Source organism: Roseomonas indoligenes (assembly GCF_017813365.1).
Classification (GTDB): domain Bacteria; phylum Pseudomonadota; class Alphaproteobacteria; order Acetobacterales; family Acetobacteraceae; genus Roseomonas; species Roseomonas indoligenes.
The window spans coordinates 128,353-150,261 of sequence record NZ_JAGIZA010000007.1 but is presented as its reverse complement, the minus strand read 5'-3'; the positions used below and the strand labels follow the sequence as shown (position 1 = coordinate 150,261).

The 21,909-nt window shown below is 69.8% G+C and carries 17 protein-coding genes; 14 read left to right on the top strand and 3 right to left on the bottom strand.

The window, feature by feature from the left end; genetic code table 11:
* Positions 1-16: 16 nt before the first annotated feature.
* The 13 genes from J5Y10_RS13640 (at position 17) to J5Y10_RS13575 (ending at position 15,109) form a co-directional block, all read left to right on the top strand.
* Positions 17-1,057: an Ldh family oxidoreductase gene (locus tag J5Y10_RS13640; protein ID WP_209374399.1), complete on the top strand. Its 1,041-nt coding sequence runs from the start codon at positions 17-19 to the stop codon at positions 1,055-1,057.
* A gap of 105 nt (positions 1,058-1,162) precedes the next feature.
* Positions 1,163-2,923 carry an AAA family ATPase gene (locus J5Y10_RS13635; protein ID WP_209374397.1) on the top strand — a complete coding sequence of 587 codons (1,761 nt, stop codon included), beginning with the start codon at positions 1,163-1,165 and terminating at the stop codon, positions 2,921-2,923.
* 65 nt (positions 2,924-2,988) lie between these two features.
* A complete protein-coding gene (locus tag J5Y10_RS13630; protein ID WP_209374395.1) occupies positions 2,989-3,552 on the top strand; it encodes a transposase in 564 nt (187 codons plus the stop codon).
* 101 nt (positions 3,553-3,653) lie between these two features.
* On the top strand, positions 3,654-4,841 hold the full coding sequence (metK, locus tag J5Y10_RS13625; protein ID WP_209374394.1) for a methionine adenosyltransferase: 1,188 nt from the start codon (positions 3,654-3,656) through the stop codon (positions 4,839-4,841).
* Between the two features lie 248 nt (positions 4,842-5,089).
* Positions 5,090-5,803, top strand: coding sequence for a tRNA (guanine(46)-N(7))-methyltransferase TrmB (trmB, locus tag J5Y10_RS13620; RefSeq protein WP_209374392.1), 714 nt, complete (start codon positions 5,090-5,092; stop codon positions 5,801-5,803).
* 110 nt (positions 5,804-5,913) lie between these two features.
* The gene (gene rimP / locus J5Y10_RS13615) at positions 5,914-6,498 is read left to right on the top strand and encodes a ribosome maturation factor RimP (protein WP_408901582.1); all 585 of its coding nucleotides are present in this window, start codon (positions 5,914-5,916) and stop codon (positions 6,496-6,498) included.
* 5 nt (positions 6,499-6,503) lie between these two features.
* Positions 6,504-8,228, top strand: a complete 1,725-nt coding sequence (gene nusA / locus J5Y10_RS13610; RefSeq protein ID WP_209374388.1) for a transcription termination factor NusA — start codon at positions 6,504-6,506, stop codon at positions 8,226-8,228.
* A complete protein-coding gene (locus J5Y10_RS13605; protein ID WP_342452911.1) occupies positions 8,173-9,243 on the top strand; it encodes an RNA-binding protein in 1,071 nt (356 codons plus the stop codon). Before nusA ends, J5Y10_RS13605 begins: the two co-directional genes overlap by 56 nt.
* A 248-nt stretch (positions 9,244-9,491) precedes the next feature.
* The gene (infB, locus tag J5Y10_RS27880) at positions 9,492-12,857 is read left to right on the top strand and encodes a translation initiation factor IF-2 (RefSeq protein WP_245214678.1); all 3,366 of its coding nucleotides are present in this window, start codon (positions 9,492-9,494) and stop codon (positions 12,855-12,857) included.
* Positions 12,858-12,942: 85 nt separating this feature from the next.
* Complete coding sequence (gene rbfA, locus J5Y10_RS13590) at positions 12,943-13,389, top strand: 30S ribosome-binding factor RbfA (protein ID WP_209374386.1); 447 nt, start codon at positions 12,943-12,945, stop codon at positions 13,387-13,389.
* Between the two features lie 23 nt (positions 13,390-13,412).
* On the top strand, positions 13,413-13,781 hold the full coding sequence (locus J5Y10_RS13585) for an acyl-CoA thioesterase (protein ID WP_209374594.1): 369 nt from the start codon (positions 13,413-13,415) through the stop codon (positions 13,779-13,781).
* A gap of 10 nt (positions 13,782-13,791) precedes the next feature.
* Positions 13,792-14,049: a hypothetical protein gene (locus J5Y10_RS13580; RefSeq protein WP_209374384.1), complete on the top strand. Its 258-nt coding sequence runs from the start codon at positions 13,792-13,794 to the stop codon at positions 14,047-14,049.
* Positions 14,050-14,062: 13 nt separating this feature from the next.
* Positions 14,063-15,109, top strand: coding sequence for an apurinic/apyrimidinic endonuclease family protein (locus J5Y10_RS13575; protein WP_209374382.1), 1,047 nt, complete (start codon positions 14,063-14,065; stop codon positions 15,107-15,109).
* Between the two features lie 61 nt (positions 15,110-15,170).
* On the opposite strand, the gene J5Y10_RS13570 is transcribed toward J5Y10_RS13575, so the two are convergent.
* Together J5Y10_RS13570 and J5Y10_RS13565 are read right to left on the bottom strand one after the other, a co-directional pair.
* Complete coding sequence (locus J5Y10_RS13570; RefSeq protein ID WP_209374380.1) at positions 15,171-16,994, bottom strand: glycoside hydrolase family 15 protein; 1,824 nt, start codon at positions 16,992-16,994, stop codon at positions 15,171-15,173.
* 102 nt (positions 16,995-17,096) lie between these two features.
* Complete coding sequence (locus J5Y10_RS13565; protein WP_209374378.1) at positions 17,097-17,909, bottom strand: SDR family oxidoreductase; 813 nt, start codon at positions 17,907-17,909, stop codon at positions 17,097-17,099.
* A 359-nt stretch (positions 17,910-18,268) separates the two neighbouring features.
* On the opposite strand from J5Y10_RS13565, the gene purH reads away from it, so the two are divergent.
* Positions 18,269-19,843: a bifunctional phosphoribosylaminoimidazolecarboxamide formyltransferase/IMP cyclohydrolase gene (gene purH, locus J5Y10_RS13560; RefSeq protein WP_209374376.1), complete on the top strand. Its 1,575-nt coding sequence runs from the start codon at positions 18,269-18,271 to the stop codon at positions 19,841-19,843.
* Positions 19,844-20,060: 217 nt separating this feature from the next.
* Here purH and J5Y10_RS13555 read toward each other — a convergent pair whose 3' ends face one another.
* Positions 20,061-21,785 (bottom strand): DEAD/DEAH box helicase, encoded by a 1,725-nt coding sequence (locus tag J5Y10_RS13555; protein WP_209374374.1) that lies wholly within the window; start codon positions 21,783-21,785, stop codon positions 20,061-20,063.
* Positions 21,786-21,909: the final 124 nt, after the last annotated feature.

The window sequence follows — 21,909 nt, the reverse complement described above, 5'->3', positions numbered from 1 at the left end:
GCGATCTAATAGCGGGATGCCCGACACCATCCTCGTCCCCGCCGAAACCCTCCACCGCCAGCTCACCGCGGTCTTCGCGGCCTGGGGAATGAGCGGGGAGCACGCCAACACCGCCGCCATGATCATGGTGGACACCGATCTGACGGGCATCGACTCCCACGGCGTCGGCATGCTCCCCCACTACCAGCGCCTCTTCCGCGAAGGCCGCCTGGACCCGAAGGCCACCCCCACGATCGCGCGGGACCACGGCCCCGGCGTCCTCATCGACGGCCACGCCGCCATCGGCCACGTCCCCGCCCACCTCGCCACCACCACCGCGATCGAGAAGGCCCGGGAATTCGGCATCGGCGTCGCCGCCGTCACCAACTCCAACCACTACGGCGCCGCCGGCTGGTACGCCCGCCTCGCCGCCGAACAGGGAATGATCGCCCTCTCCCTCACCAACTCCTCCCACCTCATGGTCCCCCTCCGCGGCACCCAACCCGCGCTCGGCACCAACCCCATCGCCTTCTCCGCCCCCACGCGCGACCCCGCCCGCCCCGTCCTGCTGGACATGGCCACCACCACCGTCGCCTACGGAAAAATCTCCATCGCCCGCCGCGCCGGAAAACCCCTCCCCCCCGGCTGGGCCCTGGATGAGAACGGCGAGCCGGAACTGGACAGCGCCCGCGCCTCGGACGCCCGTCGCCTCGCCCCCCTCGGCGGCACCCGCGAACAGGGCGCCCACAAGGGCTACGGCCTGGCCCTGATGGTCGAGATCCTCTGCGCCACCCTCACCGGCGCCGGCTCCGCCCAACTCCACACCGGCCACTTCTTCCTCGTCCTGAACCCCACCGCCTTCCGGGACCGGGAAGGCTTCCAAGCCGACCTGGACGACCTCCTCACCCGCCTGCGCGACAACCCGCCCGCCGACCCCGCCGCCCCCGTCCTCATCCCCGGCGACCCCGAGCACGACACCACAGTCGAGCGGCGGCGGGACGGGATTCCGATGGTGCAGACGCTGGTGGAGGAGGTGCGGGTGGTGTGCGAGGAGAGTGGGGCAGCGTTTTTGCTTTGATCATCTTAAGAACCTTGGAGCATAAAAGACCCTTAATCCGGAAGGCCGCCGGAGAAATACGGCGCAAGATTTGCAAATTCACAATTTTCAGCAGCCGAGATATTCATGATCAGAAGCGTTACACTCACTAACTTCAAACGCTTTAGCTCGTCTACATTCAATTTATCTCCTCAAGGCATCTCCTTTCTTGCCGGAGCGAACAATTCGGGAAAATCAACCCTTCTGCAAGCCATCGCAGTGTGGGAGTTCTGTCGCTCTGTCTTGGAAATCGAACGAGGAAGAGATAGCTTACTATCCGGTTATAGAGGACAAGGATTGGGACTTTCAGATGATGAGTTTTCTCCAATTGCAGTTGCTAGCCTGAAGCACCTCTGGACTAATCTCAAAGCTCAACTTCCAGGCAGTGATGGCTACTCTCTCTCAATCGAAAGCCACTGGCTTGATGGTACAGGCAATGACAAGCATCTGAAATTAGCCCTAGCACTCACAAACGACCGCCTCTTCATCAAGCAGACATCATCCAACTTAGCAGCATCTGATGCTTTACCTATGGTCGCATATTTGCCGCCATTTGCTGGAATTGGAAGTAGAGAGAACCAGATGTCGGGAGCCGAGCGGCGGGCCATGATCGGCCGCGGCTTGGCCGGGGGAATTATTAGGAACTTATTGCATGACATGTTTCAGGACAATGAGAAAGAGCGTGCTCGACTGAAATCGGGACGAACCAAGATTAAGAATTCCGACCTGGAGAGGCTTCGAAACGAAGATCCGTGGGAGATTCTTCAATCAACGATGGCTCGCGTCTTCGGCGTGCAGTTTGTCGTAGAACCCTTTAACTCTCTTTATCACAGCTATATTAAAGTGATGTGTGCAAAAGGCAAAATGGACGGAAAGGCGTTCAAGAGGTTTCCTAATTACAACGCCCGGGATTTGATGGCGGAAGGGAGCGGCTTATTGCAATGGTTGAGTGTGTATGCACTCGCCCTTAGTCCTACCGTCAACACATTACTTCTAGACGAACCTGACGCGCACCTTCATCCATCTTTGCAGGCCCAATTGGTGGAAGCGTTAGAAGGTATTGTGCAATCTTCTGGCAAACAGATACTTATGGCGACACACAGTACCGAGATACTGAGGTGGGCTGAGCATTCCAAGGTTTTTGCATTCAAAGGCGCCTCCGCTAAATATCTAGAGGACGAGCGCAATAAAATTCCTTTGTTCCTCGGTCTTGGAAGCGACTACGCGCCCAAGATTGATCCTCTCAGGCAATCTAAGAGGATGCTGATCGTTGAGAATCATAGTGATGCCAACATGCTAAAGGCGTGGGCTACCCAGCTAGGTGTCGAGTGGCCCAAGAAGCTAGTTGTCTGGCCATGGACAGGCGGCAGTAGCGAACGGAAGCAACTATTTCTTCAGTTGAAGCATGAGATTCCGGACCTTATTGCAGTTAGTATCCGAGATAGAGATGATCACGAGCTCGGTCAGGTAGATCCAGTCAGTCTTCGAGACAAATCCGTCGCGGATTCGGAGATTAACCTTCATTTGAAGGTTTGGAGGCGCAGACACATCGAGAACTATGTTCTTTGCCCAGCTGCGATCGCACGCGCATCAAGCAGAGATATGGCTGACATTATTTCCTTCATGGCGGACAATGCGCTAATTGTGCCTGCAAACTTTGCAGCACGAGATGTTGCAGAGGCTATGCTTGACGCACGTGGAAAAGAGTTAACTCAAGTAGGCCCTAACTGCATCAAAACAAAATTTGGATGTAGTCCCTTGAGCATCGCGAAAGCAATGATGCCCGACGAAATCCCTGACGATGTGAAGGGTATCATCGAGTTGCTGAAAACCCTCTGCGAACAGTAGGAATAAAAGGCTTGACTGTTGGGGCATATTTTCCTTAGAAAGGGTCGTCGACTAGGAGCCCCCGCATGCCCCACTCCCGCCCCTGGTCCCCCCTCACCGACGCCGAGTGGTCCGCCCTCTCCCCCCACCTCCCCCTCACGGGCGCGGGCCGCCCCATCCCCAACCCCCGCGCCCGGCTGGACGCCATCTTCCAGCTCGTCACCACAACCCTCCCCTGGTGCCACTCCGGCTCCACGGCCGCCCCGGCCGATACCCTCCACCGCCAGTTCCGCCGCTGGGCCCGCGCGGGCGTCTGGTCCCGCCTCCTCCGCCTCGCCGCCCGCAAGCGCGCGCCCAAACCCCTCCGCGCCCTGCTGGATTGGCTCTGCGCCGCCCACCGTCGCACCTACCGCCTGCTCGGCATCCCCGTCCTCACCCTCGCCCGCCGCCTGAACCTCCCCCGCGCCCTCCCCGGCCCCTCCTGGCTCCTGCCGGATCCCTCCCTCGCCGCCCTCGTCCACCGCGCGGTGCGTCACTTCCTCACCACACCCCTCACCCGCGCCGCCGTCCCATACCTCCGCAACCTCCGCGCCCTCCTCCGCACCGCGGCAGGCCGCCGCCGCATCCCTGCCTGTCTCCAACCGTCATAGTCGGTCTTCTTGACCCCCCCTCTCGCGCCTGCGAAACCCGCCCGCCGCCGGAATCCCCCGGAATCGGCTTCCACTCACGCGACAAGAGGCCGAACCAAGCCATGCGCGACACGGGCGAATACCTTTTCACATCCGAATCGGTCTCCGAAGGCCACCCAGACAAGGTGGCGGACCGCATCTCGGACACGGTGCTCGACACCTTCCTGGAAGCCGATCCCTACGCCCGCGTGGCCTGTGAGACGCTGGTCACCACCAACCGCATCGTCATCGCCGGCGAAACCCGCGGCCCCGGCGACATCACGGCCGAACTCCTGGCCCACAAGGCCCGCCTCGCCGTGCACGACATCGGCTACGACCAGGAAGGCTTCTCCTGGAAGAACGCGGACGTCTCCGTCTACCTCCACGCCCAGTCCGCCCACATCGCCCAGGGCGTCGATGCCGCCGGGAACAAGGATGAAGGCGCCGGCGACCAGGGCATCATGTTCGGCTACGCCTGCCGTGAGACGCCGGATCTCATGCCGGCCCCCCTCTACTACGCCCACCTGATCCTCCGCCGCATCAGCGAAGGCCGCCGCAACCAGGACATCGCCGCGAAGGGCCTCCTGCCCGACGCCAAGTCCCAGGTCACGCTGAAGTACGTCGATGGCAAGCCCGTCGGCGCCACCTCCGTCGTCGTCTCCACCCAGCATGAGGATGGGATGACGCAGGACGACGTGAAGCGCCTCGTCCTCCCCTTCATCGAGACCTCGCTCCCCCCGGGCTGGATGCCCTCGGCCGACGAGATCTACGTCAACCCCACCGGCACCTTCGTCATCGGCGGGCCTGACGGCGATTGCGGCCTCACCGGCCGCAAGATCATCGTGGACACCTACGGCGGCGCGGCCCCCCACGGCGGCGGCGCCTTCTCCGGCAAGGACCCCACGAAGGTGGACCGCTCCGCCGCCTATGCCGCCCGCTACGTCGCCAAGAACGTCGTCGCCGCCGGCCTGGCCGATCGCTGCACCATGCAGGTCAGCTACGCCATCGGCGTCGCCAAGCCCCTCTCCGTCTACTTCGACCTCCACGGCACCGGGCATGACGTGGATGAGGCCAAGCTGGTCCAGGTCGTCTCCGACCTGGTGAACCTCTCCCCCCGCGGCATCCGCGAGCATCTGCACCTCAACCGCCCGATCTACGTCCCCACCTCCTCCTACGGCCATTTCGGCCGCACCCCGGACGCGGAGAAGGGCACCTTCACCTGGGAGCGTACCGACCTCGCGGCGGAGCTGAAGCGCGCCTTCAACCGCTGAGACGGCCTGGGGGTTAACGAATCGGTTGCCATTTTGTTCCCCCTAGCCTAGCTTCCCTCCCACGGGATCCCCCAGCCCGTCCGGCCCCCCAGCCGGCACAAAGGGCCCGCCTCGAACCCCCTTCGAGGCGGGCCCTTTCTCTTTCAACCGCGCATCCGTCCCTCGCCCCCCCCCTCGCGGGACCGCCCCGGCCTTTTGTCCGAAACCCGAATTCCCAGCGGCCGGGTTCTGCCCTAACTCCCGCCGCAATGGCCTACGACACCACCCGCCCCTCGCCCCCCGCTGAGGGCATCCCGGACCGCCTCTACGGCCGCCGCCGCGGCCACCCGCTGCGCCCCCGCCAGCAACGCCTGCTGGAGGAAACCCTCCCCCGCATCACCCTCCCCGCGCCGGAAGCCCCGCGCGAAGCCTTCCCCGGCCTGACCGGCCCCCTCTGGCTTGAAGTCGGCTTCGGCGGCGGTGAGCACGCCCTCGAGCTCGCCCGCACCAACCCCGGCACTGCCCTCATCGCCTCGGAAGTCTTCGAGAACGGCCTCTGCTCCCTCCTTACCCACCTCGTGCCCGAGGGTGAGGAAGCCACCGCCCCCCTGCCGCCGAACCTCCGCCTCTGGCCAAAGGACGCCCGCCACCTCCTCCAGGCCCTGCCGGACGGCGCGCTGGATCGCCTCTACCTCATGTTCCCCGACCCCTGGCCGAAGTCCCGCCACGCCAAGCGCCGCTTCGTCCACCCCGCTCTGCTCCTCCTGCTCGCGCAGAAGCTGAAGCCCGGCGCCGAATGGCGAATCGCCAGCGACGACCCCACCTACCAGGCCTGGGTGGACGAGGTGATGGCGGATCAGCCCCACTTCACCCTCGCCGCCCACCACGATGCCCCGCCGGCCGACTGGCCCCGCACCCGCTACGAGGCCAAGGCCCTGCGCGAAGGCCGCCACCCCCGCTACTGGATCTGGCAGCGCCGCTGAGCCGCAGCCCACGAAGATGCTTGCCCCGTCCCTTTCGCGGCCCTATATCCCCTCGCAACAAGACAATCCGCCTTTTGGGGGGTGGCCTTAACGGGCCGCCTTTTTTGTTTTTGAGCGACGACACACCACAGCACGAAGGGCTCGAAGCCCGGATCGCCGCCGCGATCACCCCCGCCCTCGGCCAGATGGGCTACGAGATCGTGCGCGTGCAGGTCCAGGGCAAGGAACGCCCGACGGTCCAGATCATGGCCGACCGCGCCGATGGCAGCCTCATCAACGTCGAGGACTGCGAGGCCATCTCCCACACCGTCAGCGCCGTGCTGGACGTGGACGACCCCTTCCCCGGCGAGTGGAACCTTGAAGTCTCCTCCGCCGGCATCGACCGCCCGCTGACCCGCACGAAGGACTGGGTCCGCTTCGCCAGCCAGGTCGCGACGGTGGAGCTGAACATGCCGCAGGAGGGCCGCCGCCGCTTCCGCGGCCGCATCCTGGCGGCCGACGAGAACGAGGTCCGCCTCAAGCTCGACGAGGGCGGAGAGATCACCCTGCCGCGCGGCAACATCCGCCGCGCGAAGCTGGTGCTGACGGACGAGCTGATCGCCGCCACCGCCCAGCCCGAACCTGACGACGCAGAAGGCGAGCCGGCCCCGAAGAAGGCCCCCCGCCGCTGGCGTCCCCCTTCCGAGAGGAACTGAAGACCATGGCCGTCGATGTCGCGATCGCCCGCCCCGAGCTTCTCCAGGTGGCCGATGCGGTCGCCCGGGAGAAGATGATCGAGCGCGAGGAAGTGCTCGAGGCGATGGAACAGGCCATGTCCAAGGCCGGCCGCGCCAAGTACGGCCAGGAAAAGGACATCCGCGCCACCATCGACCGCCGCAACGGCGAGGTCCGCCTCTCCCGCTGGACCGAGGTGGTGGAGCAGGAGCCGGTCGAGAACGAGGACACGCAGATCCCCCACCGGATCGCGGAGAAGATCAAGCCCGGCATCTCCGTCGGCGAGTTCATCGTCGATCCCCTGCCCCCGATCGACTTCGGCCGCATCGCAGCGCAGACCGCCAAGCAGGTGATCGTGCAGCGCGTGCGCGAGGTGGAGCGCAAGAAGCAGTTCGACGAGTACAAGGACCGCGTCGGCGAGATCATCAACGGCGTGGTGAAGCGCACCGAGTACGGCAACCTCATGGTCGATCTCGGCCGCGCCGAGGCCCTGCTGCGCCGCGACGAGACCATCCCGCGCGAGGCCTTCCGCAACGGCGACCGCGTGCGCGCCTACATCTACGACGTGCGCGAGGAGCAGCGCGGGCCGCAGATCTTCCTCTCCCGCACCCATCCCGGCTTTCTGGCGAAGCTCTTCGCCCAGGAGGTGCCGGAGATCTATGACGGCATCATCGAGATCAAGGCGGTGGCCCGCGACCCCGGCAGCCGCGCCAAGATGGCCGTGATCTCCCGCGACAGCTCCATCGACCCCGTCGGCGCCTGCGTCGGCATGCGCGGGTCCCGCGTGCAGGCCGTGGTGGCGGAGCTGCAGGGCGAGAAGATCGACATCATTCCCTGGTCCAACGACCAGCCGACCTTCATCGTGAACTCCCTCGCCCCCGCCGAGGTGACGAAGGTGGTGCTGGACGACGAGGGCCGCCGCGTCGAGGTCGTGGTGCCGGACGACCAGCTCAGCCTCGCCATCGGCCGCCGCGGCCAGAACGTGCGCCTGGCCTCCCAGCTCACCCGCTACGACGTGGACATCCTGACGGAGGCCGAGGAGAGCGAGCGGCGCCAGGCCGATTTTGGCAAGCGCACCTCCCTCTTCGTCGAGGGGCTGGACGTGGACGACATGATCGCCAGCCTGCTGGTCACCGAAGGCTTCTCCACGCTCGAGGAGATCCTGGAGACGGACGACGAGGAGCTCGCGGAGATCGAGGGCTTCGACGAGAACGTGGCCGCTGAGCTGAAGCGCCGCGCCCAGGCCAGTCTGGACCGCCGCGACGAGGAGCTGGACACGAAGCGCCGCGAGATGGGCGTGGACGACAAGGTCGGCGAGACCGGCGGCTTCACCCCCGCCATGATGGTTTCGCTCGGCGAAAAGGGCGTGAAGACGCTCGACGACCTCGGCGACCTGGCCGCGGACGAGCTGATCGAGATCCTCGGCACGGATAGCGTGGACGAGGAAACGGCGAACGCCATCATCATGGCCGCCCGCCAGCGCGCCGGCTGGTTTGGCGAAGAGGAGCAGGCCGCGGCCGAGGCCGCCGCCGCCGAAGCCGCCGCGGCAGCCGCGGCCGCCTATGAGGAGACCGGCGACGAGCTGACGGAGGAGGCCGGCGAGGAGCTGGCCGAGGAGTCCACGGACGAGGCCGGCGAGCAGCCGGCGGCCGAGGATGGCGCCGGGACGGATGCCAAGGACGAGGGGGAGAACGGCGACGCCCGCGCCTGATCCTGAATCCCGGCGAACCGCCGATGGCGGTTCTGCCGAGGGGCCGCAGTGCGCCCCCGGCCAGCCCGAGGCCGTGACCGGCCCTGCCGGTCCGCCCGAGGCAAAGGCCGGCGAGCCCGGCCTGTCCGAGGGTATGACCGGTTCCGCCGGTCAACCCGACCCTGAGGAGAAGGGACCCCGACGTCGCTGCGTGGCGACCCGGGAGTCCCTGCCGAAGGAGGCGATGATCCGTTTCGTGCTCGGCCCGGACCGCGTCCTGGTGCCGGACCTCTCCGGGCGCATGCCCGGGCGGGGAATGTGGTTGAGCGCGCGCGGCGATGTGCTAGAACGCGCCCTGACCCGCGGGGCCTTCATGAAGGCGGCTCGCGGCCCGGTTCACCCCATCCCCGACCTTCGTGACACGATCGTCGACGGACTTCGGCGGCGCATCCGGGACGCGGTCGGGCTCGCGCGGCGCGCGGGCCAGGCCGTGGTGGGCTTCCAGCAGGCGCGCGAATGGCTGCAAAACGGCCGCGCCGCCCTGCTGGTTGAAGCGTCGGATGGAAGCGCCCCGGAGCGGGCGAGGCTGGTCGGGCATCACGGTGTCCCGGTCGTCTCGGTGCTTGGGGCGGCGGAGCTGGGTTCGGTGTTCGGTCGCGATCACGCGGTGCATGTGGCGGTGGCGCCTGGCCGGCTGGCCGAGGGCATCCTGGCCGAGGCCGGGCGGCTCTCCGGCATGCTGTCCACGGCGCCCGCGCCGGATGCGCCCGGTGGGCGCGGCGGCCGGAAGCAGGGCAGGGATGCGGGGCGCAAGGCTGGTGCCGGCGCCCCTTCATTGCCAAATGAGGCCTCGCCAGATTCGGCGGAGAAGGCAGGGCCCCGCGGGGCCGGCCAGGATGGGGCACCCCGGCGGGGTGCTGACAGGAAGGCGCCCCAGGGGGGCGCTGGAGGCCCGGCGCCCCGGAAGGGCGGCAGGCAGGGAACGCGCCCTCGGCGCGGAGGGGAGCCGGCCGTGCCAGTGACGCAAGAGCGATGAGCCGCTAGTCGGCCGGATGGCGAAGGGGCGAGAGGGAGTGATCCCCGCCGCCCCGGGGGACGCGCGGATGGCGCGGCCCGGGATCTCGCGCCCCTTCAGGCGCGATAAGGACATGACGGGTCGCGAGAAGCGGCCGGCACCGGAGGCCGGAGGGGATCATACCCACGGCGGGTGCGCTGGAGATCAGTGTGGCGGATAGCAAGCTCGATACGGACGGCCAGGGCAAAGACCCGGGCGCAGGCGGAAACATGAGCGACGACAACGGACAGGACCAGAACAAGGGGCGCCTCTCGCTGCGTCCCGGCGGACGGATGGAACTCGGCAAGACCGAGCAGGCTGGCAGCGTGCGCCAGTCCTTCAGCCATGGCCGCAGCAAGACCGTGCAGGTCGAAGTGGTGAAGAAGCGCGCCGGTGGCCCGGGTGGGGCCCCTGCCCCGGCCGCGGGCCCCGCCAAGCCTTCCGGCCCGCAGGCCGGTGGCCCGCGTGCGGGCGGCCCGCCGCGCGCCGGTGGCCCCCGTGCCTCCGGCCCCGCGCCCACGCCCGGCCGTCCCCTGACCCAGGGCGAGCAGGCCAACCGCCTGCGCGTGCTGGAGGAGATGCGCCGCCAGGAGGCGGATCGCCAGCGCCAGGAGCGCGAGCAGCAGGCGCTGATGGTGCGCTCCGCCGCCGAGGAGGCCGCGCGCCGCGAGGCCGACAACCGCGCCGCGGCGGAGGATGCCGAGCGCGCCGAGGCCGCGTCCCGCCGCGAGGCGGAGGCCGCCGCGCGCCGTGAGGCCGAGGCTGCCCGTGCGGCCGAGGCCCAGCGCCCCGAAGCTCCGCGTCCCGAGCCTGAGCGCACGGTCGAGGCGCCCCGCCCGGCCCAGCCCGCACCCCGGACGGAGACCGCTCCCCCGGCGCCGCGCCCCGAGCCGGCCCCCGTGGCCGCCCGCCCGGCGCCCGCGCCGCGCGAGGAGGCTCCTCGCCCGGCCCCGTCCGTTCGCCCCTCCTATGACCGGAGTGCCGACCGCGCCGGCTATGCCCCGCGCCCGGCCGCTGCGCCTGGCGGCGATCGCGGCGGTGAGCGCGGCTACGTCATGCGCACGCCGAGCGGCCCCGGTGGGGATCGCGGTGGCGACCGCGCCGGCTACGCCCCGCGTCCGGCCGGTGGTCCCGGCGGCGATCGTGGTGGTGAGCGCGGCTATGTCATGCGCACGCCGAGCGGCCCCGGTGGGGATCGCGGCGGCGACCGTGGCGGCTACGCCCCGCGTCCGGCCGGTGGTCCCGGCGGCGATCGTGGTGGTGAGCGCGGCTATGTCATGCGCACGCCGAGCGGCCCCGGTGGGGATCGCGGCGGCGACCGTGGCGGCTACGCGCCGCGCCCCAGCGGTCCCGGTGGGGATCGCGGCGGCTACGCGCCGCGCCCGGCCGGTGGCCCTGGCGGCTATGGCCCGCGCGCGGGCGGCCCGGGTGGTGGTGGTGGCTATGGCGACCGCTCCGGCGGGCCCGGTGCCCCGCTCGCGGCCCGTCGTCCCGGCCCCGTGCCGAGCGGCGTCGGCGCGCCTGGTGGCGGCAAGCTCTCCCTGCGTCCTCGCCCCGGCGAGGGTCCGGCCCCCGGCTCGCTGGAGGATGAGAACCGTCGTCCGCCGCCGCGCCGCCTGGGCGGTGCTGCCCCGGCCGGTGCGCGCAAGCCGGTTCCCGCCCCCGCGAAGAAGGGCATGGGCCCGGTCGACCGCCGGCGCGAGGGCCGCATCGACGTGGCCGCGGCGATCGAGGGTGACGACGATCGTGGGCGTTCCCTCGCCTCCGTCCGCCGCGCCCGCGAGCGCGAGCGGCGGCAGGCCGAGCTCGCCCGCCTGCGCTCCGGCCAGGAGCGCGTGGTGCGCGACGTGGTCATCCCCGACCTCATCACCGTGCAGGAGCTGGCCAACCGTATGGCGGCCCGCGCCGGCGAGGTGGTGAAGGCGCTGTTCCGCATGGGCGTGATGGCGACCATCACCCAGTCCATCGACGCCGACACGGCGGAGCTGGTGGCGACCGAGTTCGGTCACCGCGTGCGCCGTGTCTCCGAGAGCGACGTGGAGCAGGGCCTCGAGGGCGAGGTGGACACCGAGGAGAACCTCGAGCCGCGTCCCCCCGTGGTCACCATCATGGGCCACGTGGACCACGGCAAGACGAGCCTTCTCGACGCGCTGCGGAAGACGGACGTTGCGGGCCGCGAGGCGGGTGGCATCACCCAGCACATCGGCGCCTACATGATCCAGATCCCGTCGGGCGACCGCGTGACCTTCATCGACACCCCGGGCCACGAGGCCTTCACGGCCATGCGCGCCCGCGGTGCCTCGGTGACGGACATGGTGGTGCTGGTGGTGGCGGCGGACGACGGCGTGATGCCGCAGACGATCGAGGCCATCAAGCACGCCCAGGCGGCCAATGTTCCGATGATCGTGGCCGTCAACAAGATCGACAAGCCGGGGGTGAACCTCGACCGCGTGCGCAACGAGTTGCTGCAGCACGAGGTCGTGGTGGAGTCCCTGGGTGGCGACACGCAGGAAATCCAGGTTTCCGCGCTGAAGGGCACGAACCTCGACAAGCTGCTGGAGGCCATCATCCTCCAGGCCGAGGTGCTGGACCTGAAGGCCAACCCGAACCGGGCGGCCGAGGGGACGGTCATCGAGAGCAAGCTGGACAAGGGCCGTGGCCCCGTGGCGACGGTGCTGGTCCAGAAGGGCACGCTGAACCAGGGCGATATCGTGGTGGCCGGCGCCGAATGGGGCCGGGTGCGCGCGATCATCGACGACATGGGCATCCCGCTGACCGGCGCCGAGCCCTCCGAGCCGGTGGAGATCCTCGGCCTGACGGGCGTTCCGTCGGCCGGCGAGACCTTCGTCGCGGTGGAGGACGAGACCCGGGCGCGCGAGATCACCGAGTTCCGTCAGCGCAAGGCGCGCGAGAAGGTGGCCGCGGCCGCCGGCGCCGCCCGCGGCACGCTGAACGACATGCTGGCCCGCATCCAGGCGGGTGAGCAGAAGGAGGTGGCGGTCGTCGTCAAGGCCGACGTGCAGGGTTCCTCCGAGGCGCTCGGCGTCACCCTCGGCAAGCTGTCCCGCGAGGAGGTGCGCGTCCGCGTGCTCCACTCCGCGGTCGGCCAGATCACCGAGAGCGACATCCAGCTCGCCAAGGCGTCCAACGCCGTGGTCGTCGCCTTCAACGTCCGGGCCACCACCCAGGCGCGCGAGATGGCGAACCGGGACGGCGTGGAGATCCGCTACTACTCGATCATCTACGAGGTGGCCGACGACATCGAGAAGCTGGTCAAGGGCAAGCTCGCCCCCATCCAGCGCGAGAAATTCCTGGGCTACGCGCAGATCCTGCAGGTGTTCGAGGTCAAGCGCCTCGGCAACATCGCCGGCTGCCGCGTGACGGAGGGCGTGGTGAAGCGCGGTGCGGGCGTCCGCCTGCTGCGCGACGGCGTCGTCATCCACCAGGGCACCCTCTCCACGCTGCGTCGCTTCAAGGACGACGCGCGCGAGGTCGCCAACGGCTACGAGTGCGGCATGTCCTTCTACAACTACAACGACATCCGCGTCGGCGATCAGATCGAGTGCTACGAGACGGAGACGGTGGCGGCGGACTGATCCGCCTCCCCTTCCTCCGGGTTTGACGATCCCGCCGCGCCCCGTGAAAGCGGGGCGCGGCGGATGCTTTTAGGGTACGGGAAACATGGCCAGGGATGCCAAGAACCAGGGGGGCGCCGGCGCCCCCTCTCAGCGGATGCTCCGCGTGGCGGAGGAGGTGCGGCACGCGCTCGCGGCCGTCTTCGCGCGCGGGGACGTCAGCGACCCCGATCTCGCGGATTCGCGGGTGACGGTGACGGAGGTTCGGGCATCCCCCGACCTCAAGCACATGACGGTCTTCGTCTCCCGCCTCGGCACCGCGGCCGATCCGGCGCTGTTGAAGCTGCTGAGGGACAACCAGCCGGAACTGCGCAAGCAGGTGGCACGGTCCGTGCGTCTGAAGTTCGCCCCGCAGCTGCACTTCCAGGCGGACACCGCGCTCGACTACGCCATGCAGATCGATGCGGTGATGCGCCGGCCGGAGGTGGCGAGGGACCTTGCTCCGCCCGCGGCGGCGCGCCCCGAAGCCGACCAGGACGACGACGAGACGTGAACGAGCCGCACCTGCCGCCCGAGATGGCGCCGATGATCCGCACCATCGCCATGCCCGGGGATACCAACCCGGCGGGCGACATCTTCGGTGGCTGGCTGATGGGGCAGATGGACCTGGCGGCGGGGAATGCCGCCGCCCGCCGGGCGCGCGGGCGCTGCGCGACGGTGGCGGTGGAGGCGATGACCTTCCACAAGGCGGTTCATGTGGGGGATGAGGTGAGCCTCTATGCCCGCATCCTCTCCGTCGGGCGCACCTCGATCCGTATCCAGGTGGAGGCCTGGCGGCGGGAGCGGCATTCCGACCTGCGGGAGCGGGTGACGGAGGCCGCCTTCACCTTCGTGGCGCTGGACGAGACCGGGCGCCCGCGCCCCGTGCCGGCCGAGGGAAGCTGAGGGACCCGGCGTGGGGCTGTTCCTCTATGTCCTGGTCAGGGACGCCCCCTTCTGGCTTCCGAGCTTCCTGGCCTGGTACTTCATCATTCGCGGCGGGGCCGCCCGGCGCCGCTGGGCCGCGGTCCTCTGGGTGCCGGCCGTCCTTCTCGTCTCCCTCGGTCCCTGGGCGGCGGGGCGGGACGCCGAAGACCTGATCGTCATGGTCCTCGTCGCCTGCGCGCTGGGCGGGCTGATGGGATTCTGGCAGCGGCGCATCAACCCGCTCTGATCCCGGGCGAACCATGGCCCGCATCGGCCGTTCCCCCGGGATGGAACGCCGTATCGCCTGGGTCTGCCAGTGGCTCGACCCCTCCCTGCCCGTCAAGGAGCAGGCCGCGCTGAACCTGCGCGACACCACCGTGACCTACCTGTCCAAGCTGCCGCAGAAGGATGCGATCGCGAAGCTGATCGGCCTTGTGCAGACGAATGGCGAGACGCTGCTGGCCCAGATCTCCCGCACCGCCCGCCTGCCGCCCGGCCAGCGCGCCATGCGGATGGGCAGCAACGTGCTGCCGGTCTACAGCCACCCGGCCGTGCGGCCCCTCTACGACGATCCCGCCCTGAAGCGGGTGGTGGAGACCAGCCTGGCCCCCGCCGCCCGCGCCGCACGGGACGGGGGCGTGCGCCTCTCCATGCACCCCGGGCAATACACGGTCTTGGCGACGGAGAAGGACCACACCCGCACCGCCGCCGTGGCGGATATCGAGTACCACACGGATGTCATGCGCCATCTTGGCCAAGCCGGTGGCTGGCACCCGAACGGCGCCCACATCAACGTCCATGCCGGCGGCCGCGCGGCAGGGATCGAGGCCTTCCGCTCCGGCCTTTCCCTCCTCTCCGAGGACGCGCGCAACCTGCTGACGGTGGAGAACGAGGAAACCGCCTACGGGCTGGACGACCTGTTGCCGCTGGCCGACAGCCTGCCGATCGTGCTGGACCTGCACCACCACTGGGTCGTTACCGGCGAGTACCTGGAGCCGGAGGACCCGCGCATCGCCCGAGTGATCGAATCCTGGCGCGGCGTGCGGCCGATCATGCACATCAGCGCCCCCAAGCCCGACCTGATTCCCGGCCAGGACCCGGAGGTGCTGCCGGACCGAGCGGCCCTCATCGCCGCGGGGATCTCCGCCCGCGACCTGCGCGCCCACTCCGCCCGGCTGTGGAACCGGCCCCACGCGGCCTGGGCGGCGCGGCACCTGGCCTGGGGGGATATCGAGGTGGAGGCGAAGGAGAAGAATTTGGCGAGCGCGGCGTTCGCGGAGGTCTGCTTTCCCGTGGTGGCGGCCTGAGCGGCCCCAGGGGGAAGACTTCCTTCTTCCCCCTGGCTGGGGACAAACGGTCCGCGCCGGATCAGAGCTCCGTCGTCGCGACCGGCATCCCGCCCACGGGCTGCCGGGGCGGGCCTTCCTGGGCGGTCAGGGCGCGGTCCAGGTAGTGGGCGGCGCTGATGAGGGCGAGGTGGGTGAAGGCCTGGGGGAAGTTGCCGAGGTGCTCTCCGGCGGGGCCGAGTTCCTCGGCGTAGAGGCCGAGGTGGTTGGCGTAGCCGAGCATCTTCTCGAAGAGGAAGCGGGCCATCTTCACGTCGCCGGCGCGGGCCAGGCACTCCACGTACCAGAAGGAGCACATGTTGAAGCTGCCCTCGACGCCGTCGAGGCCGTCGATGCCCGCATCCTCGTAGCGGCGGACGAGGCTGTCATCGACCAAGCGCTCGCCGACGGCTTTGAGGGTGGAGAGCCAGCGCGGGTCGGTGGGGCTGATGAAGCGCATCAGCGGCATGAGAAGGCAGGCGGCGTCCAGGCACTCGCCGTGCTTGCTCTGCACGAAAGCGCCGATGCGCTCGTTCCAGAAGTTGGCGTGGATGTCCTCGTAGATGGCGTCGCGCACGGCGAGCCATTCGGCCACGGGCGCGGGCAGCGAGCGTTTGAGGGAGAGGCGGATGGCGCGGTCCAGGGCGACCCAGCACATGAGGCGGGAGTGGAGGAAGTGGCGGCGGCCGCCGCGCACCTCCCAGATGCCCTCGTCCGGCTGCTCCCAGTTCGCGGCCACCCAGTTCATGGAGCGGGTGATGCCCTGCCAGGCCTCGTGGGAGATCTGCTCCCCGTGCTCGTCGGAGAGGTAGGCGGCGTCCATCAGTTCGCCGTAGATGTCGAGCTGCAGCTGGCCTTCCGCCCCGTTGCCGATGCGGACGGGGCTGGAATTCGCGTAGCCGGACAGGTGCGGGAGGACCGTCTCGGTCAGCTCGCGGTGGCCGTCCAGGCCGTACATCAGCTCCAGCTTTCCGTCCGTGCACTCCTTCTCCCGCGCGGCGAGCCAGCGCATGAAGGCATTGGCCTCCGCCGTGTGGCCCAGGCGCAGGAAGGCGTAGACGGTGAAGGCGGCGTCGCGGATCCAGGTGAAGCGGTAGTCCCAGTTGCGAACCCCGCCGATCGTCTCGGGCAGGCCGAAGGTGGGGGCGGCGACGATGGAGCCGTGCTCGGCCGAGGTCATCAGCTTCAGCGCGAGGGCGGAGCGGTTCACCGTGTCGCGCCAGCGGCCGCGATAGGTGGAGCGGGCGGTCCATTCCCGCCAGGAATCCGCGGTGTGCTTGAAGCACTCCGCCACCTCCGACGGGTCGGCGGGGCAGGCGTTGCCGTGGGCGGCGTCCTCCAGCACGAAGGCGGCGGATTCGTTCGGGGCGAGGGTGAACTCGGCGATGGCGTCGCCGCCCTCGATCCGCAGCGGCACGGTGGCGCGCAGTCGCAGCACCTGGGCCGGGCCGCGGAAGACGATCGTGCCGTCCTCCTCCTGCACGGTCTGCTCGGCACGGGCATAATCCAGGCGCGGGGCGCAGCGCATGCGGAAGTCGCGGGGGGTGCGGATGGCCTTGGCGCGCCGCACCAGGCGCTGGGTGGGGCCGAGAGCCATATAGTCCGAGATCTCGGCCACCCCCTCCCCCGAGAGGAAGCGGGTGAGGAGCACGTTGGTGTCGGGCAGATAGAGCTGGCGGTGGCGGGCGCCGTTCAGCACGGGGGCCAGGGCGAAACTCCCGCCCTTCTCGTCATCGAGGAGGGAGGCGAAGACGCTCGGGCTGTCGAAGCGGGGCCAGCAAAGGAAATCGACGGTGCCGTCCAGTCCGATCAGGGCGGCGGTTCGGAGGTCGCCGACGATGCCGTGGTTCTCGATCGGCTGACCCATCCAGGACCCTCTCCGCTCACATGCGTTAATCGCGTCGGCTGTGAACAGTGGAGGGCCGGCCCCGTTTGCCCCGGGACCGCTTCACGCTTCCGGGTGCGACCCTCAGCCGTTGTCGACGAAGCCGGGGTAGAGGCTCATCCCGCCATCAACGAAGAGGGTGGTGCCGGTGACGTACTCGGCCTCGTCGGAGAGGAGCCAGGTGACGGCGCGGGCCACGTCCGCCGGCTCGCCGATGCGGCCATAGGGGATCAGGCGCAGCAGCTTCTCCAGCGCCTCGTCCGTGCCCCAGGCCTCCTTGTTGATGGGGGTGCGGATGGCGCCGGGGGCGACGGCGTTCACCCGGATGCGCTCCGGCGCCAGTTCCTGCGCCAGGGTCTGCATCATCATGTGGATGCCGCCCTTGGAGGCCGCGTAGTTCACATGGCCGGCCCAGGGGATGATCTCGTGGACGGAGGACATGCAGACGATGCTGGCGCGGGCATGGCCGGGGCGGTCCGGGCCGGCGCGGAAGGCGCGCACCGCTTCCCGGCAGCAGAGGAACTGGCCGGTGAGGTTCACGGCGATCACGGCCTGCCAGTCCTTCAGCGTCATCTCGCCGAGCTTGGCATCCTTCTGGATGCCGGAATTGGACACCAGCAGGTCGAGGCCGCCGAACTCGGCCACGGTTTCGTTCACCAGCCGGACCGCTTCCGCCTCCTCCGACACGTCGGCGCCGATGGCGACCGCCTTGCCGCCGGCGGCGCGGATCTCCTCAACCAGCTTTTCCGCCGGTTCCCGGCTGGAATGGTAGTTCACGGCCACGGCTGCCCCGGCCTCCGCGAGAGTGCGCGCCACGGCGAATCCGATGCCGGAGGAAGCCCCCGTGACGAGGGCACGCCGGCCGGCAAGAAGGGGGCGGATCGCGGGTTCGGACATCGGCACCTCGGCTGGTCGGGCAGGCTGGCCCGGCGAGGGGAACGCCCCCGGAAGCCCGGGGTTGACCGGGTGCAGTGCAACCGGGTGTTCCCCCGCCGCGCTGGCGGCAGCCGAACACATGCCGAACTCCGCCGGCGGGAAAGCGCGCCAAATCAGGGGAGTGATCCGAGTCGCGCGAACGAATCGCTGACGCGCGTTCACGGGCCCCGCGCCACAACATATTGTAGGGTCCCCCGCCCGGTCCCTACAAACCGATTCATGGTTTGTTCCCCCATCGCCGGGACCTGATCGGGCATCACGGCAGCCCCGCGCCCGTTTCGCCTTCCGTCCGGCGCCCGCCCGCGCTATCCGCCCCGGCCATGGCCTCCCTCCCCATCCGACGCGCCCTCCTCTCCGTCTCCGACAAGACGGGGTTGGTGGAGTTCGCCCGCACCCTCGCCGCCCAGGGGGCGGAGATCCTCTCCACCGGCGGCACGGCCAAGGCGCTGCGGGAGGCCGGGATCGCCGTGAAGGAGCTCTCCGACCACACCGGCTTCCCGGAGATCCTGGACGGGCGGGTGAAAACTCTCGTGCCGGGCGTGCATGGCGGGCTGCTGTTCCGGCGGGACGTGCCGGAGCACGTGGCGCAGGTGGAGAGGCACGGGATCGCGCCGATCGACCTGGTCCTCGTGAACCTCTACCCCTTCGAGGCCACGGTCGCGCGCGGCGCCAGCTACGAAGACTGCGTCGAGAACATCGACATCGGCGGGCCGGCGATGATCCGCAGCGCCGCCAAGAACCACGCCCATGTGGCCGTGCTGACCGAGCCGGAGCAGCTGGTGACGGTGGGGCAGGAGATCGCGGAGACGGGCGGGACGAGCCTGGAAACCCGCAGGACCTTGGCCGCCGCGGCCTATGCCCGCACGGCGGCCTATGACGCCGCCATTTCCCGTTGGTTCGCCGGGCAGCTGGAGCAGGACTTCCCGCCGCGCCTCTCCATCCCCGGGATGCTGAAGCAGACGCTTCGCTACGGCGAGAATCCCCACCAGAAGGCCGCCTTCTACGTGGACGGCACGCACCGCCCGGGCATCGCGACCGCCGAGCAGGTGCAGGGCAAGGAGCTATCCTACAACAACCTCAACGACACGGACGCGGCCTTCGAGGCGGTGGCGGAGTTCGAGGAGCCGGCCATCGTCATCGTCAAGCACGCCAATCCCTGCGGCGTGGCGGTGGCGGGCGACCTGAACGCGGCCTGGGACGCGGCGCTGCGCTGCGACCCCGTCTCCGCCTTCGGCGGAATCATCGCGGCCAACCGCCCCCTGACCGCCGAGGCCGCGGAGCGCATTACCGCCCTGTTCACCGAGGTGGTGATCGCGCCGGACGCGGATGACGCGGCGCGCGCCATCTTCGCCCGGAAAAAGAACCTGCGCCTGCTGCTGACGGGCGGCCTACCCGATGTCTCCGCACCGGGGATGGTCTTCCGCAGCGTCGGCGGCGGCTTCCTGGCGCAGGGCCGGGACAATGGCCGGGTGGCCGCGGCCGGGCTGAAGGTGGTGACGAAGCGCCAGCCGACCGCGCAGGAGATGCAGGACCTGATCTTCGCCTTCCGGGTCTGCAAGCACGTGAAGTCGAACGCCATCGTCTATGCCAAGGGCGGCGCGACCGTGGGCATCGGCGCGGGGCAGATGAGCCGGGTGGACAGCGCCCGCATCGCCGCCTGGAAGTCCGCCGAGGCCGCGAAGGCCGCCGGGCTGGACACGCCGCTGGCGCAGGGCTCCGTCGTGGCCTCCGACGCCTTCTTCCCCTTCGCGGACGGGTTGCAGGCCGCGGCGGCAGCGGGCGCGACGGCCGTGATCCAGCCCGGCGGCTCCATGCGCGACAACGAGGTGATCGCGGCCGCCGACGAGGCGGGGCTGGCGATGGTCCTCACGGGGATGCGGCACTTCCGGCACTGAAGGGTGTCCGGGGAAGACACCGCCCTTCCCCGTGCCCCAGACCGCCAGGGAACCGGGTTCCCTGGACCCTCCATCCGTTCAAGCGCCCTCGGCGTGAGGGGCCCTTCTCGGGGCCCCTCACGCCGAGGGCATTCTTTTACAGACGGGAGGTGCAGGGACCTCAGGTTCCTGCCGGATGGGGCACGGGGGAAGGCAGGGCCTTCCCCCGAAAGCACTCTCAGCGCCGCGGAGGCCGCCGCGGCCCGCGGGCGACGGGGATCGCCTGCATCGGCTCGACGCGGATGTGGGCGTCCTCGCCGCCGGGGCGGCGGACATTGGCCGCGAAGTGGGCGGCGGCGTAGGGGGCGATCTCCACCTGGCTCTCGCTGCCCTGGATGCGGATACGGCCGATCTCCGCGCGGGAGACGTCGCCGCGCTTGCAGAGGAAGGGGAGCATCCAGCGCGGATCCGCCTGGCCGTCGCGGCCGACGGAAACGCGGAACCACACGCCCTCGGAGGAGGACGAGGGCGGGCCGCCGGCGCCACGGGGGGCGTCGTACTCGCCCGGGGCGCGGCGGGGGCGGTCGGTGACCGAGGTGAGTTCTTCCGGCGCCGGGAGAGGGGCGCGGAGGAGCTTCACGAGGGCGGCGGCGAGGGCCAGGGGATCGACGCCCGTCGGGGCGGCGTCGGACTGGCTCCAGGCCGCCGTGTCGTCCTTCGGGGTGCCCTGGAGGCCGGTGAGGGTGCGGGCGATGGCCAGATCCTCCTCGGCGATCTCCTCACCCAGGATTTCGGTGGCTCGGGCGGCGATGCGCTCGGCGTCCCGGGCGCGCACCTGCTCGGCGGAGGGGGCGGGACCCCACTCGGCCTGGACGCGGGCGGCCTGGATCAGGCGCTCCGCGATGCGGCGGCGGGAGGGGGGGACGATGAGGAGGCTGGTGCCCTTGCGCCCGGCCCGGCCGGTGCGGCCGGAACGGTGGAGGAGGGTTTCCGGATCGCGCGGGAGCTCGGCATGGATCACCAGGCCCAGCTCGGGCAGGTCGATACCGCGGGCGGCCACGTCCGTGGCCACGCAGATGCGGGCCTTGCCGTCGCGCAGGGATTGCAGGGCCCGCGTGCGCTCGGCCTGGGACAGCTCGCCAGAGAGGGCCACCGTCTCGAAGCCGCGCTCCGTCAGGTTCCCGTGGAACCGGTTCACCGCCGCGCGGGTGGAGCAGAACACCATGGAGATCGGCGAATCCTCCAGGCGGAGGGCGTTCACCACGGCCCGCTCCACGTCGCCGGGGGAGACGAGGGCGGCGCGGTAAGTGATGTCGCCGTGCGGCTCGTCCTTCGAGGACACCTCGAGGCGCACCGCGTCGCGCTGGAACTCCTTCGCCATGCGGGCGATGGGCGCGGGGACGGTGGCGGAGAAGAGGAGGGTGCGGCGCTCGGCCGGCAGGGCGCCGAGGATGGCCTCCAGCTCCTCGCGGAAGCCGAGGTCCAGCATCTCGTCCGCCTCGTCCAGCACCACGACGCGGACGGCGTCGGTGCGGAGGTTGTTGCGCTCGATGTGGTCACGCACGCGGCCGGGGGTGCCCACCGCGATATGGGCGCCGTTCTGGAGCGCGCGGCGCTCCGCCACCGGGTCCATTCCGCCGACGCAGGAGACGACGCGGCCGCCGGAGGGGCCGTAGAGCCAGGTCAGCTCCGTCTTCACCTGCAGGGCGAGTTCACGGGTGGGGGCGACGATGAGGGCGAGGGGCGCGCCGGGCGCGGGAAGGCGGGTCCCCTCCCCCAGCAGGTCGGTCGCCATGGCGAGGCCATAGGCGACGGTCTTGCCGGAGCCGGTGCGGGCGGAGACGAGAAGGTCGCGCCCGGCCGTCTCCTCCGCCAGGACGGCGGCCTGGACGGGGGTGGCGGTGGCGTAGCCGCGGGTGGCCAGGGCATCGCGCAGGGGCGCGGGAAGGGCGTCGAAGGGCATAGGAGAAGGGCGTCCGATGGTTTGGGGCGCCTGGACGCGGCAGCCCTCCTCCGTGGAGGGGCGTGGCGCGGGGAAGCGGCGCGAAGGGGGTGAGGCTGCGGCCTCACGACACGCCGCATATCGG

What these genes read in the sequence shown, in the direction of transcription:
- J5Y10_RS13640 (WP_209374399.1), top strand. Translation starts at nt 17, where the DNA reads ATGCCCGACACCATCCTCGTCCCCGCCGAAACCCTCCACCGCCAGCTC.
- J5Y10_RS13635 (WP_209374397.1), top strand. Translation starts at nt 1,163, where the DNA reads ATGATCAGAAGCGTTACACTCACTAACTTCAAACGCTTTAGCTCGTCT.
- J5Y10_RS13630 (WP_209374395.1), top strand. Translation starts at nt 2,989, where the DNA reads ATGCCCCACTCCCGCCCCTGGTCCCCCCTCACCGACGCCGAGTGGTCC.
- metK (WP_209374394.1), top strand. Translation starts at nt 3,654, where the DNA reads ATGCGCGACACGGGCGAATACCTTTTCACATCCGAATCGGTCTCCGAA.
- trmB (WP_209374392.1), top strand. Translation starts at nt 5,090, where the DNA reads ATGGCCTACGACACCACCCGCCCCTCGCCCCCCGCTGAGGGCATCCCG.
- nusA (WP_209374388.1), top strand. Translation starts at nt 6,504, where the DNA reads ATGGCCGTCGATGTCGCGATCGCCCGCCCCGAGCTTCTCCAGGTGGCC.
- J5Y10_RS13605 (WP_342452911.1), top strand. Translation starts at nt 8,173, where the DNA reads ATGGCGCCGGGACGGATGCCAAGGACGAGGGGGAGAACGGCGACGCCC.
- infB (WP_245214678.1), top strand. Translation starts at nt 9,492, where the DNA reads ATGAGCGACGACAACGGACAGGACCAGAACAAGGGGCGCCTCTCGCTG.
- rbfA (WP_209374386.1), top strand. Translation starts at nt 12,943, where the DNA reads ATGGCCAGGGATGCCAAGAACCAGGGGGGCGCCGGCGCCCCCTCTCAG.
- J5Y10_RS13585 (WP_209374594.1), top strand. Translation starts at nt 13,413, where the DNA reads ATGGCGCCGATGATCCGCACCATCGCCATGCCCGGGGATACCAACCCG.
- J5Y10_RS13575 (WP_209374382.1), top strand. Translation starts at nt 14,063, where the DNA reads ATGGCCCGCATCGGCCGTTCCCCCGGGATGGAACGCCGTATCGCCTGG.
- J5Y10_RS13570 (WP_209374380.1), bottom strand. Translation starts at nt 16,994, where the DNA reads ATGGGTCAGCCGATCGAGAACCACGGCATCGTCGGCGACCTCCGAACC.
- J5Y10_RS13565 (WP_209374378.1), bottom strand. Translation starts at nt 17,909, where the DNA reads ATGTCCGAACCCGCGATCCGCCCCCTTCTTGCCGGCCGGCGTGCCCTC.
- purH (WP_209374376.1), top strand. Translation starts at nt 18,269, where the DNA reads ATGGCCTCCCTCCCCATCCGACGCGCCCTCCTCTCCGTCTCCGACAAG.
- J5Y10_RS13555 (WP_209374374.1), bottom strand. Translation starts at nt 21,785, where the DNA reads ATGCCCTTCGACGCCCTTCCCGCGCCCCTGCGCGATGCCCTGGCCACC.